Annotated in this window: 15 protein-coding genes; 6 read left to right on the forward strand and 9 right to left on the reverse strand. The window is 65.5% G+C overall.

Annotated elements, in window-relative coordinates; translation table 11 throughout:
- Positions 1-39: 39 nt before the first annotated feature.
- Positions 40-234, reverse strand: a complete 195-nt coding sequence (locus IVB24_RS27010) for a hypothetical protein (protein ID WP_025037121.1) — start codon at positions 232-234, stop codon at positions 40-42.
- A gap of 407 nt (positions 235-641) precedes the next feature.
- Positions 642-1,715, reverse strand: a complete 1,074-nt coding sequence (locus IVB24_RS27015) for a hypothetical protein (RefSeq protein ID WP_094972113.1) — start codon at positions 1,713-1,715, stop codon at positions 642-644.
- A 242-nt stretch (positions 1,716-1,957) separates the two neighbouring features.
- On the opposite strand from IVB24_RS27015, the gene IVB24_RS27020 reads away from it, so the two are divergent.
- Positions 1,958-2,992: a patatin-like phospholipase family protein gene (locus tag IVB24_RS27020; protein ID WP_247769620.1), complete on the forward strand. Its 1,035-nt coding sequence runs from the start codon at positions 1,958-1,960 to the stop codon at positions 2,990-2,992.
- Here the strand turns inward: IVB24_RS27020 and IVB24_RS27025 are convergent, their stop codons facing one another.
- Positions 2,993-3,421, reverse strand: coding sequence for a CBS domain-containing protein (locus IVB24_RS27025; protein WP_247769621.1), 429 nt, complete (start codon positions 3,419-3,421; stop codon positions 2,993-2,995).
- A 193-nt stretch (positions 3,422-3,614) separates the two neighbouring features.
- Positions 3,615-4,436 carry a rhomboid family intramembrane serine protease gene (locus IVB24_RS27030; RefSeq protein WP_247769622.1) on the reverse strand — a complete coding sequence of 274 codons (822 nt, stop codon included), beginning with the start codon at positions 4,434-4,436 and terminating at the stop codon, positions 3,615-3,617.
- Between the two features lie 454 nt (positions 4,437-4,890).
- On the opposite strand from IVB24_RS27030, the gene IVB24_RS27035 reads away from it, so the two are divergent.
- On the forward strand, positions 4,891-5,445 hold the full coding sequence (locus IVB24_RS27035) for a PAS domain-containing protein (RefSeq protein ID WP_094972117.1): 555 nt from the start codon (positions 4,891-4,893) through the stop codon (positions 5,443-5,445).
- 166 nt (positions 5,446-5,611) lie between these two features.
- The gene (locus tag IVB24_RS27040; RefSeq protein WP_247769623.1) at positions 5,612-6,745 is read left to right on the forward strand and encodes a DJ-1/PfpI family protein; all 1,134 of its coding nucleotides are present in this window, start codon (positions 5,612-5,614) and stop codon (positions 6,743-6,745) included.
- Between the two features lie 57 nt (positions 6,746-6,802).
- Here IVB24_RS27040 and IVB24_RS27045 read toward each other — a convergent pair whose 3' ends face one another.
- Positions 6,803-7,189, reverse strand: coding sequence for a hypothetical protein (locus IVB24_RS27045; RefSeq protein ID WP_247769624.1), 387 nt, complete (start codon positions 7,187-7,189; stop codon positions 6,803-6,805).
- Positions 7,190-7,315: 126 nt separating this feature from the next.
- Between IVB24_RS27045 and IVB24_RS27050 the strand changes: the two genes are divergently transcribed.
- A complete protein-coding gene (locus tag IVB24_RS27050) occupies positions 7,316-7,822 on the forward strand; it encodes a GNAT family N-acetyltransferase (protein ID WP_247769625.1) in 507 nt (168 codons plus the stop codon).
- A 117-nt stretch (positions 7,823-7,939) separates the two neighbouring features.
- Positions 7,940-8,245, forward strand: a complete 306-nt coding sequence (locus tag IVB24_RS27055) for a hypothetical protein (RefSeq protein ID WP_247769626.1) — start codon at positions 7,940-7,942, stop codon at positions 8,243-8,245.
- Positions 8,246-8,321: 76 nt separating this feature from the next.
- Here the strand turns inward: IVB24_RS27055 and IVB24_RS27060 are convergent, their stop codons facing one another.
- Complete coding sequence (locus IVB24_RS27060) at positions 8,322-10,295, reverse strand: DEAD/DEAH box helicase (protein WP_247769627.1); 1,974 nt, start codon at positions 10,293-10,295, stop codon at positions 8,322-8,324.
- A gap of 282 nt (positions 10,296-10,577) precedes the next feature.
- On the opposite strand from IVB24_RS27060, the gene IVB24_RS27065 reads away from it, so the two are divergent.
- Positions 10,578-10,931 carry a cupin domain-containing protein gene (locus IVB24_RS27065; protein ID WP_094972122.1) on the forward strand — a complete coding sequence of 118 codons (354 nt, stop codon included), beginning with the start codon at positions 10,578-10,580 and terminating at the stop codon, positions 10,929-10,931.
- Between the two features lie 24 nt (positions 10,932-10,955).
- Here IVB24_RS27065 and IVB24_RS27070 read toward each other — a convergent pair whose 3' ends face one another.
- The 3 genes from IVB24_RS27070 to IVB24_RS27080 all read right to left on the reverse strand — a co-directional run bounded on the left by IVB24_RS27070 (position 10,956) and on the right by IVB24_RS27080 (position 12,499).
- Positions 10,956-11,381, reverse strand: coding sequence for a GFA family protein (locus IVB24_RS27070; RefSeq protein ID WP_094972123.1), 426 nt, complete (start codon positions 11,379-11,381; stop codon positions 10,956-10,958).
- Positions 11,382-11,470: 89 nt separating this feature from the next.
- Positions 11,471-11,983, reverse strand: a complete 513-nt coding sequence (locus IVB24_RS27075) for a hypothetical protein (RefSeq protein WP_247769628.1) — start codon at positions 11,981-11,983, stop codon at positions 11,471-11,473.
- Positions 11,984-12,085: 102 nt separating this feature from the next.
- Positions 12,086-12,499, reverse strand: a complete 414-nt coding sequence (locus tag IVB24_RS27080) for a VOC family protein (protein WP_166468900.1) — start codon at positions 12,497-12,499, stop codon at positions 12,086-12,088.
- Positions 12,500-12,604: the final 105 nt, after the last annotated feature.

Consider the following 12,604-nt stretch of genomic DNA (forward strand, 5'->3'; position numbering starts at 1 on the left):
AGGCTCGCTACGAAGCTGGGCGCAACGGAACCGTGCTCGCTAATCCTCGCTGGACGCGGCGGAGCGGTTGCGCAGATACGCCTGCGACAGCAGGAAGAACAACGCGCGCTCGCCCTGATATTTGGCCGACGGCCGGGTGCGCTCGAAACCATCGGCAAAGATCTTGCCGGACTGGTCGCACACTTGCCATCGCCAGCCAAACCGCTTGCGCCTGGTGAGGATCACTTCGAACATACCGACGAGCTTGGTCCCTGCTCCCAGCCGGTCCGCCAAGGCATCCAAGCCCTCGCCCCGGCCTCCCCCATTAGACGGATCCCCGACATATAACCCAGCGGAATGGAAAGAGAATAAGATTGATGATCGGAAATTCATCTCTTGCACCGCTGTGATGAAGACGCGAGGCGCGGGGAATAAGCTTTCGCCAGCGGTGTTCTACATGGCCCGAAAAGGCAATCGGCTGGCGCTTGCGGTATTCAAAGCAGAACACAGGAGGCTGATGGGCCAATTGCTGACCAGCCCCCACGGACGTGGCGGTAACGGGAGATGCACATTCGCGCACTCAATGAGAATTATCGTGCCGGTGTTAGGTCAGGTGTCGGGCTGCGGACGGCACCGCCGCCAGGACTCAGCGCGCGAAGCCCCTAACGCGCGACGACTTCGACTTCGCCGTCGACGCCGTTGACGACGTTGAAGCCGCGCTCGTAGACCTTGCCCTCGTTCTTGGCGATGGCGCGGTATTCGCCTTCGGAGAGTACGACGCGCGGGAAGGCGCCGATCGATTCCTTGATGACGTCGCCGCCGGGGGTCAGCACCGACCATGCGGTGTTGGCGAGTGCCTCGCCGCCTTTGTCGCTGACCAGCTTGAGCGTGATCACGGCTGCGCGGTGGGTGATGGTGACGTCGGTGAGCTTGCTGGCCTGGACGCGGATGTCGGAGCGCACCACTGAATTGGCGTCGCCATAGTTGGAGATGATGTAGTAGGTGCCCTCCGGCAGCAGCACGACGTCGCCGGCTGCGACGTTCGGTACCAGCGAGGCACGCTCGCCGGATTCGAACTGGCTGCCCTTGTAGATCGCGAACGAGATCTGGTTCTGCGGAATGCGGGTGGTGCCGACCCGGCCCTCGATCCGCAGGCCCCCGGCCGGCAGCACGAAGGATTCGCGGTCGGTCTCGGCCTTCAGGCTGACGGTGCGTACCGCGCTGACAAGGCCGAAGGCGACGTGGACGACGTAATTGCCGGGCGGCAGCACGATGTTGGGCGTGGCGCTGCGGTCCTCGCGAATCAGCTTGAAGGTGCCGTTCTCGTCGGGACGGTCGGCAAACACGCGCCAAACCAGGCCGCTGGTGATCGCCGGAGCATCCTTGCCGTATTTCGCGGTCAGCGACAGCACGCCTTGTCCGGGCACGGCCGCGTTGAGCGGGGCGGCCGGCGGCACGGTCGAGACCGCGGGCGGCGGCATGCTGGGGGTCGTCGGCTGCATCAGGGTCGGCGGCAGGCTCGGGGGACCGGCGCCGGGACCGGAGGGCGGCGCCAGGCTGACGGCGCCGCCGGGGTCGGGCACCGAAGCCGGCGGCACCGGCGGCGGACGGTCCGAGAAAAGCTGCGCCTGCGCAGCGGTTTGGCCTGAGGTAACGAGGCACGCGGCAAGGATCAGCGCCGGCAGCAGCCTGCCGCTGCGCCGCCATCCGATGATGCCGTCACCCCCGCGTGTCATGCCACCTGCTTTTCACCGAAAACGCGGCAAATTCAAGCCTCTGAAATCCCAGGAAATACGGGCACACACGATCGATGGAACCCGGTTGACGCCTGCGTGATTACAGCAGAGGCAACCGTCCCTCGCCATACTCCTGCCCCGTGCCCTTTCCAAAGCGGCATAAACCATGCTTTGCGCCTGATATGGCGGAGCGCAAAGGCGGCGCCTAATCTGACGGTGCAGGCCCGGCGTAGGAGAGTTCGGTGCTGGATAGATTGAAGGGTCGGGCAGCAAACGGCTCGAATGGCGAAAAGATCGGCCTTGGCCCCACCCGCCGGCCGGTCATCGGCCTCGCCCTCGGTGGCGGCGCGGCGCGCGGCTTTGCCCATATCGGAATTCTGAGAACCCTGCTCGCCAACGGCATCGTTCCCGATGTCGTGGTCGGCACCTCCATCGGCGCCGTGGTCGGCGGCCTCCATGCGGCCGGCCGGCTCGAGACGTTCGAAGAGTGGGGGCGCAGCCTGCAAGGTATGCGCAACATCCTCGGCTATCTCGACATCCGCCTCAACGGCTCCGGCCTGCTCGGCGGCGAGAAGCTGGCCAGCCGCCTCGAGGACGCGGTTGGGCAGGCCCTGATCGAAGATTTGCCGGTCAAGTTCGCGAGCGTCGCGACCGAGGTCAGGACCGGTCACGAGATCTGGCTGACGCATGGCCGCGTGGTCGATGCGATGCGCGCATCCTATGCGCTGCCCGGCATCTTCCAGCCTATGCTGATCGGCGATCGCTGGCTCGTCGACGGTGCGCTGGTGAACCCGGTGCCGGTCTCGGCCGCCCGCGCGCTCGGCGCCGAAATCGTCATCGCCGCAAATCTTTCCAGCGACATCTTCACCCATTCCACGACGATCTATTCGCACGGCGCGATGCCCGCACCTGTTACGCCGGAGGTCGAGGAGACGACGGCCAAGCGGCGCTTTCCGCGGCTGTTCTCGGCCGAGAAAGCCATGAAGCGCGAATTCTTCGGCAGCGCCGGGCGCCCGGGCATCTCCTCGGTGATGGTCGATGCCTTCAACATCATGCAGGACCGCATCACCCGCGCCCGCCTCGCCGGCGATCCGCCGGATCTGTTGATCTCGCCGCGGGTCGGCCAGTTCGGCTGGTTCGACTTCCATCGCTCCGAGGACCTGATCGCCCACGGCGCGCGCGCCGCCGAACGCGCGCTGGAATCGATCGAGGAGGCGATCGACGTGCTGGCGCCGGCGCCCGCGGGCCACGCGCCGAAGGCGGACGAGCAGGCCTGATCAGGCCGTCTTGATGTAGTCGCGCAGGGCTTCCTGCTCGGACTCGTATTCCTGGACCCGGCGCTTGACGATGTCGCCGATCGAGATCAGGCCGACCACCTTGCCATTGTCGATCACGGGCAGATGGCGGAACTTGCCTGACGTCATCATCTCCATGATCTCGGTGACCGTGTCGGTTTCCTTGCAGGTCACCACCTTGCGGGTCATGACCTGACCGACCGGCTCCTCCAGCGCGCCGGCGCCGCGCTCGCCCAGAACGCGGACGATGTCGCGCTCCGACAGGATGCCCTCGAGCCGGCTCTGGTTCATCACCAGCACCGCGCCGATCTTCTTCTCACCGAGCAGTTTGACCGCGGCAGCCAGCTTCGCGTCGGGCTCGACGCTCACGATCTGGTGGCCCTTGGTGTTGAGAATGGAACGTACCGTCATTGTTGCCTCCCTGAATCGGACCCGTCCGCCTGTTGGCGGTGCGGACTTGTTCTTCGAGTCTTCAACTAACAGTTTTGTCTGGCGCCGGTTTCACGTGCGGGCGCTTTACGAAGCAGCGCCGCTAGCGCTTTGTCGCTTCGGACATTCTTCGCGCAAATGATGGATGAATTCGGGCCTCGCCGCAAGCGCCGCTTCAAATACGGTCTGAAACGTCCTGTGATGACGCATCCGCAGCATCGTTTCGCATGCGCGGCACGGGATCGAACAGCGTGAACAGCAGCAGGCCGGCGAAGAAGCCGCCGATATGCGCCTGCCACGCCACGCTCGTGGTTTCGGCATCGACGCCGATGGCGCCGACGCCGAAGATGATGTTGACGCCGAACCATACCGCAAGGAAGCCGACCACCCGCCCGTCACGCAGCGCGCGCGACAGCGGCAGCGCCGGAACCCTTGCTGCGGTATCGGCGTCCGATCGGCTGAACGACAGGAAGCTGCCGCGGACGAAGGCAAAGCGGATCGCGGCCGCCATCGCGCCCGACACCGAAGCCGAGGCGCCGATCATCGGCGCCACCGCATGCTCATGGGTGACGAGATGGGCGAGCGCGCCGGCCGCCGCCGTCACCGCCAGGAACAGGAAGAACCTGACCGCGCCGAACCGCCGCGCCAGCGCGCTGCCGAACGGCAGCAGCCACAGCACGTTGAAGCCGAGATGGGTCAGATTGGCGTGCAGCAGCGAATAGGTGACGAAGCTCCAGACCTTGGCGCCGGCCCCGCCCGGGATCTGCAGATTGAGCAGCGAGGAATCGTAGCGCTTGGGGATGAAGCCGAAGACGTCGATGGTCCAGTTCTCGAGCTCCGGCGGCAGCAGCACCCGCAGATGGATCACCGCCAGCAGGACGATGTAGGCCGTCAGCGCGAACGGCAGCGTCAGGATCGGCTCGCGCGGAGCCTCCTCATGGGCGGCCGGGAGGCCGGGCTGAGAATCCTGCGGCGGAGAATCGTGCGGGGAATCCAAGACAGTTCGCTTTCAGGCGCGATCGGAGCGATCCGTCTGCAGATAGTCGCCTTTGCCGGCCTAGCGCAAGTGCACAAAAGGAAAAGGCAGGGCCCTGGGAGGCCCTGCCTGTCCGTGTCGGTCTTCCGGTGCCGGAGGAATGAAGGTGTATCCCCACCCCTCCCCGCGGCCCGTGACCAAACTGTTTGACGCCCTGTGTACAGGCCCCGCCGAGAAGCTGGATGAAAGCGGCGAGGCTTGCGATCGGGATCACCATAGCAGCGCGGCGCGCGGCGCAAAGGCCATAGTTAATTTAACGTTAACGACGCAAAGACCGCCTTAACGGGGGCGAATTCGCCCTCCCGGCATGGACGCTGCAAATCCCCTCCTGCACAACAACACAAGGGATCGCGGGTGCACTGAAGCGGGACAGCTCTGTCCCTTCGAGGTTGCACCCCGGGATAAGCGTTCAGACATGAAACATCCGTCGAGCCGCGCGTTCTTCGCGTATTGGGACAACAAGCGCGGCGCTGCACGGGCCCCTGACCGGGCCGACATCGATCCGGCCGCGGTCCGCGGCCTGCTCGGCGATATCTTCGTGCTGTCCTGCGAGCCCAATCTCGGCTTTCCGTTTCGCGTCGCGGGCACGCGCGTCTGTGCACTGGCGGGATGTGACCTCAAGGACCAGAGCTTTGCGGCGCTGTTCGTTGATGCGAGCCGCGGCGAGATCGAGGAGATCACGACCATCGTCGCCGACGAGGCGCTGGGTGCGATCGCCGGCGTCACGGCCCTGCGCGAGGACGGCAGCAAGGCCTATCTCGAGCTGCTGCTGCTGCCGTTCAACGCCCGCCCGCACACGCCGGTGAGCGTGACGGGCGTGCTCGCGCCGTTCGACGACGAATGCGGCGCGCTCTCGACCTTCACCCTCACCTCCTGGCGCTATCTGCACCAGCCGGAGAAACTGCTGCCGCGCGCGATCCGGAAATTGCAGATCGCACGCGGGCTGATGGTGTATGAGGGGCTGAGATAGTCGCCCGCTGCCCGACGCGCCGCATCGTTCGCAAGAGGAACCCGCCGCGCGGCAAATCAACGCGCGTGCCGATGGCCGCTTTTGCCGGATCTGCGTCATTCCTGATGTCGTTGCCAACGGTTAGCTTCCGCCTCGCGTGAAGCAACGAGGATCGGGTGACATCATCATGCTATGGCGCATTCTGGCGTTGAGTGGCGTCGGCTGCGTGGCCCTGCTGGCGGCAATCGGCGGAACCTGGCTGTTCCTGCTGCCTGGGTCGCCGGCTCGGGAGACCGCGCCTGCGATATCCAAAGACGAGACCGAGGCGACGCTTGCGGCGCTGAAGCCGCCGAAGCGAGAGCGCCCCCTGATCGCCGTCGTCGGCATCAACGACATGAGCGAGACGACCGACTATCTGATGCCATATGGCATCCTCGCGCGCGCCGATGTCGCCGACGTCCTCACATTGGGGACGCAGCCCGGACCCGTTGCACTTTATCCCGCGCTGAAAGTGCAGCCGCACGCGACGACCGCCGAGTTCGATGCTTTACATCCCGGCGGCGCCGATTACGTGATCGTGCCCGCGATGAGCCGCGAAGACGATGCCGTGGCGTTGCGATGGATCAAAAGCCAGGCCGGCAAGGGCGCGATCATCATCGGCGTCTGCGTCGGCGCCAAGGTCGTTGCCAACACCGGGCTGCTCGACGGCCGGCAGGCCACCACGCACTGGTATTCCGTGCGCGATCTGCAAAAGCATTCCGCGATCCGCTATGTCGCGGACCGCAGGCTGGTGGTCGACCGCGGCGTTGCGACAACGACCGGCATCACCGCATCCATGCCGATGGCGCTGACCCTGGTCGAGGCCATCGCTGGCCGCGCCAAGGCGGAGGCGGTCGCACGCGACATCGGTCTGGCGCAATGGGATGCGCGCCACCGCAGCGAGGCGTTCCAGTTCACACGCCCCTTCGCGCTGACGGCGATCACCAACACACTCGCATTCTGGAACCGCGAGCAACTCGGAATCGCGCTGACGCCAGGCATCGACGAGGTGTCGCTTGCGCTGATCGCCGATGCGTGGTCGCGCACCTATCGATCGCGTGCCCTCACCTTCGCGACAACGGCGGAGGCGCAGACGAGCCGCGGCGGTCTTCGCATCCTACCCGACAAGGTCGCGGCCGATTGGCCGGCCAAGCTGACGCCGCCGCCTGCCGCCGACCTGCCGCCGGCGCGAGCGCTGGACCAGACGCTGCACGCCATCGATGCGCGTTACGGGGCGCGCACGGCCGACTTCGTCGCGATGCAGCTCGAATACCCGCGATAACGGCACGCCGGTGCGCCGCCTGCAACAGCCGACGCACCGTATCTGCGCGGAGCGCCGTTACGGCGTCGCCAGATGCCATGCACCGTTCAGAAAACCGTCGCCGGTGATGTCGCCGGGCTTCTGGTCCTTGGCGAAAGTGTAGAGCGGCTTGCCCTTGTAGGCCCACTGCTTCGAGCCGTCGTCGCGGGTGATGACGGTGTAGCCGTCGCCCGCGGCGTCGCTCGCCTCGGCCTTCAGCACCGGCCAGTTCGTCGCGCAGGGACCGTTGCAGGCGGATTTGCCGTCCATGTCCTTGTCGAAGGTGTAGAGCGTCATGCCCTTGGCGTCGGTGAGCACGCTGCCCTTGTCGGTCTTGCCCGTCTTGGTCGGCGGTGCGGCGAAGGCGGCGGGAACGATCGCGAGCGAGAGTGCGAGCGCGAGCGCGAGGCGGATCGAGGAATTCATGATATCTCCTATCATGCAATTGGCTTGCAGGAGGTAGGACGCCGCACGCGGTCCGGTATTCCTGACAGCGCGGCAAAGATATTTTTCGCTGCGCGCGACGACGAGGTGGAATAAACTGGGATCGACATGAGCAAGCCGCATTGGCGTCCCGCGCACGCATCCGACCTGCCCGCGATCAGCGCGATCGCGGCGCGGATTCATCCAGATCTTCCCGAAAGCCCTGAGGTGCTCGCCGAGAAGATGCGGCTCTGTCCGGACGGATGCCGCGTGCTCGTCGTCGGCGACGAGATCGCCGGCTATGGGCTTTCGCATCCCTGGAAGCAGCGCCGGATCCCGCCGCTCGACGGCTTGCTCGAACGACTGCCCGAGGATGCGGATTGTCTCTACATCCATGACGTTGCCGTGTTGGCCGAATCTCGCGGCGGAGTTCTGCGCGCTTATATCGCTGACATCGAGCAGCTCGCGCGCGCGTCAGGCCTCGCGACACTCGCATTGGTTTCGGTCTACGCTACCCAGCCGTTGTGGCAGCGTCTCGGCTTTCGGCCCGTCACGGCGGATGCGGACCTGCGCGCAAAGCTCGCATCCTACGGCGAGGGCGCGACCTACATGCTGCGCGACCTCGCTGCGACGTAACGTCCCCTCCCGCCTCACGCGGGCGTGAACCGCAGCCTCGAACCGGGTCGGATCAGCCCCCGTCGAAGGTGTGTGCGAGCCCTTCCGGTCTCGCCGAACCGAGGCTGGAGACGATCCATGAAGCTCACATTGCCGAAACTTGCTTTCGTCGCGTGCGTTGCGACGGCCGCGTTCACCGCGACCAGCGCCAACGCAGCGCAATACCGCACCTATGGCTGCGACACCGCCTTCTTCGAAGGCTGCGGCATCGTGGCCGAGACGCCGCCCGCACGTGTCAGAATCCCCCCCACCGTCATCCATCATGACACCTCGCCCACCTACATGAAGCAGACCGACCCGCGCTATAGCTCGTCCATGCGTGATGGCGGCGGAGGTGGCGGCGGAGGTGGTGGCGGCGGTGGCGGCGGTGGCGGCGGCCGCTGAGCCCACCTGACTTTTCAGATGATGCCGCCGGTGCAATCCGGCGGCATCATTGTCGCCTGCGCTGAACGGCGCCGATTCAGCCGCGATTCTTTTTCTTCTTCGGCTTCTTTCCGGAAACACCCTTCGCGGACCACGGCATGACCGACGGCTCCGCGTGACCCGGCCTGTTCTTGTGCTTCTTCTTGCCGAAAGACGACGGAGCCTCGTCGAATTTCGGCCCGCGCTCGCTGTGAGGCTTGCTGCGCGGCTTGAACTCACTCTTGTCGCGCGGACGATCGTCGCGACGTTCACGATGATCGCTGTCGCGGCTCTCGCGCCGGGGCGCGTGGGACCGCTCCTCCGCAGGCGCCTGTTGCTGCGGCGCGCCCGCCATCGGCTCGAGGCGGATATTGTCTTCCTTGTCCGGACGCTTGATCTTGACGGCGAAGGACTCCGCGACCCGCTCGGATATCTCGAACTCGGTCGTGGTGTCCATGATCTTGATGGCGCCGATATCGCCCTTGTCGATGCCGCCACGACGGCAAATCATCGGCAGCAGCCAGCGCGCTTCCGCATTCTTGCGTCGTCCGATGTTGGCGCGGAACCAGACGGTGGCCTCTCCCATGCCGTGACGGGCTGAGGATTTGCCTGGTTTCGATCGCGGCCCCGCTGGGCGATCGTCGCCGCGTGAGCTGTGGCCATCGTCGCGCGGCGTGCGAACATTGTCGCGACCGCGATCGTCACGCGGCCGGCCAGCTCGCTCGCCGGGATCGAGGATGTCTTCGGGCGATGGTAGCCGCGCGCGATAGAGCCGCGCCAGCGCGGCGGCGATGTCCTCGGCCGACCGCTCGGCCAGCAGCGCCTGGGCCAGCACCAGATCGTCCGGCGTGGCCTCCTCGGTGAACAGCACGTCCTTCATGCGATCATGGTCGAGCTTGCGGATTTCGTCCGCCTGCGGCGCCGTGCCCCAGTCGGCGTCGACCCCTGCGAGATTGAGCAGCAGCTCCGCGCGCCGGCGACGGGCGGGCACGACGATCAGGACGCTTGTCCCCTTGCGACCCGCGCGCCCGGTGCGGCCCGAGCGATGCTGCATGACCTCGGCGTCGTTGGGCAGGTCGGCGTGAATGACGAGGTCGAGGCTCGGCAGGTCGATGCCGCGGGCGGCAACGTCGGTCGCGACGCAGACGCGGGCGCGTCCGTCGCGCAGCGACTGCAGCGCCATGGTGCGCTCGTTCTGCGTCAATTCCCCCGAGAGGGCGACCACGGAGAAGCCGCGCTCCAGCAGCGCCGCCTGCAAATGCCTGACGTGATCGCGCGTACTGCAAAACACCAGCGCGCTCGGCGCCTCGTAGAAGCGCAGCACGTTGACGACGGCGTGTTCGACATCGCCGGGGGCGACCCGGATGGCGCGGTACTCGATGTCGGCATGACCGCCTTCGTCGCCGGCGACTTCGATCCGGAACGCCTGCTGCTGATATTGCTTGGCGAGCGCAACGATGCCGCGCGGGAACGTCGCCGAGAACAGCAGGGTGCGGCGCGTCTCCGGGGTGGTCTTGAGGATGAATTCCATGTCCTCGCGAAAACCGAGATTGAGCATCTCGTCGGCCTCGTCGAGCACGACGACCTTCAATTCCGAGATGTCGAGGCGGTTACGCCGCAGATGATCGCACAACCGGCCGGGCGTACCGACGACGATGTGGGCGCCAGCCGCAAGCTCGCGCTGCTCGCGTCGCGGATCCATGCCGCCGACGCAGGAGACGACCCGCGCCTCCGCATGCTGGTAGATCCAGGAGAGCTCGCGCTGAACCTGCATCGCGAGCTCGCGGGTCGGCGCCACGATCAGGGCGAGCGGCGCGGCCGCCCGCCCGAACCGCTCGGCATCGCCGAGCAGGTCCCTGGCCATGGCGAGGCCATAAGCGAGGGTCTTGCCGGAGCCAGTCTGGGCCGAAACCAGGAGGTCGCGGCCGGCAGCTTCGTCCGCGAGCACGGCGAGCTGAACGGGGGTCGGTGAATCGTAATTCCGCTCGGCCAAAGCGCGGGCGAGCGGCGGGGTGAGGGCCGGAAAAGACACGGGATGGAGAACCTTGGTTAATTCAGGCGCGCAAGCGGTGAACCGAGGGGCCTAAGCTGCGTGCGCGGCAATCGGCCCGGCCGCACGCTGATTTGATCTGGGCGCTCTTTACGCCAAGTGCCCGGAAATCACCATGCCTATGATGCATGGCTTGGCCAAGAGAACCGCGCCCTGGAGGTTGCAGAGGACTTTTACGGCTACCTTGACCGGTTAATGGACATGGTCTTGCCGCACCGGCCGTCCGATACCAAATCGTTTCTCACAAGAGACAACGGGGGAAACATGGCCGACAAGATATCGCTTGCCGACAAGCTCGCAACCTTTGAGGACCTCTGGTCGCCGCGCACGGTCACGACCTTCAACGATTGCGACGTGATGGTAGTGAAGGTGAAAGGCGAGTTCACCTGGCACAAGCACGACGACACCGACGATTTCTTTCTGGTCCTGAAAGGCAATCTGGACATCGAATTGCGGGACCGCACGGTGAGGCTTGGTCCAGGCGAACTCTACGTCGTGCCCAAAGGTGTCGAGCATCGTCCCGTGGCGCGCGAAGAGGTCCATCTCCTGCTCATCGAGCCGACCGGCACGCCGAACACGGGCGACAAGGCCACGGCCGCGGCACGCAAGCTCGCATAGGAGATGTATCGCGGGCGCACAGCTTTAGTCGGCCGGGATGAAGCGAAGCGTACCTGCCTGACGCGTCGGCTTGCCGGTGTCATTGGTGTGATTGACGCCGTCCATGACGGGCACTTCAGCGAAATCGAACGGGCTTACCCCATCTAGGCAGGCGACATTGATGGCATAGGAGGATTGGTCGGACCGGCGCTGGTGGTGGGTGTAGATTCCACAACGGGAGCAGAAGAAGTGCTGCGCCGATCCGGTGTGGAAGCGGTACGTCGTCAGCACGTCCTCGCCCCGCAGGAACCTGATCCCGCCCATCGCCGCCATGGCAACGACGGCGCCTCGCATTCGGCAATAGGAGCAGGTGCAGCGGCGGATCGACTCGAAGCCGTCGCTGAGTGTCACCTCAAATCGCACCGCGCCACAATGGCACTGGCCGGCCCGAACGTTCGCGTCACTCGTCATGGTCCCTGTGTTCCCTGATCCAGATCATGCCGCACTGGACTGTCTTAGCGAGGATCGCGCGCGATGTAAGAAGAATTCGCGCGACCTCTTCAGTCCCGGGAGATCGCCAGCCGGCTGAAACCGTTGACCAGCCTGGCTCTTGCCCGCGCAACACTGTCCCTCACCGCGCGGCTCACGGCCCGGGCGGCGCGCCAGGCGTCCGTCTCCTGCAGCCAAGCCTTCGCGGCGGCGTATTTTCCGTAACCCCAGGCGAAGGCGGGAATGCGCATCAGCTTGTCGCGCGTGAGATGAAAGAGGCGCTCGACCAGCACCAGCTTGAGCAACTCCCCGACGATGAACGTCACCGCGCCGCTCATGACCTGACCTGTTGCCGTGAGGTACGCGGCAGCCGGCTTAACCGGCTCCAGAATGATGACGGGCACCAAGAACAATGCGAGCGAGGCATATGGAGAAAGTGATTTGATCCAGGCGCTCAAACGCTTGAATTCAACATGCCGCCCGATCCAGCGCGCGACCGGCGCCGCCACGGCCATAAAGACCGCATCCACCAGGAAGTAGATCGCAGCCAGGATATAGGTGACCGGTTTCAGGATTCGCTTCACGGCATCTCTCCCAGGGAGTGAAAGCCGGAACCTGGACCTAAGTTTCACCTCCGCGTGGATAGTTCGCGGCAGCCGAGGGGAACTTTTTGCGGATCGGCCTTCTCAGATCTCGGCATAGATCTCCAGCAGATTGCTGTCGGGATCGCGGAAGAACAGCGTACGGTGTCCGAACGACTGGTTGGTCGGCGGCGACACCAGCTTAACGCCCTGCCGCACCAGCTCGGCGGCGCATGCATCGACGTCGGCGACGGAGACCTTGAAGGCCAGCTGCAGCGACGCGCTGCCCCGAGGCGTCGGCGCGTCGGACGCGGTGCGACTCGGCCGCGCCAGCGCCAGTGTGTTGGGCCCGAGGCCGTACTCGATCCAGTTCGGCGACAGCTCGCGCAGCAGGGACAGGGCAAGGACATCCTCGTAGAAGCGGCGCATCGCGTCCATGTCGCGCACGAAGATGATCGTGTAGTCGATCGCGCGGATGGCGCGGAAGGGAGAGCGGGATTCGTTCGGCTGCAACGGCATTGATCCTTTGTCCCCTACTCCGCCACCCGGCGGCACCGAAGAGTCGTTCGGTTGACGAAAGACGATCCGATCGATCCGGTCGTGTCCACCGCGAAATTCGACGGC

Source organism: Bradyrhizobium sp. 192 (assembly GCF_023100965.1).
Classification (GTDB): Bacteria; Pseudomonadota; Alphaproteobacteria; order Rhizobiales; family Xanthobacteraceae; genus Bradyrhizobium; species Bradyrhizobium symbiodeficiens.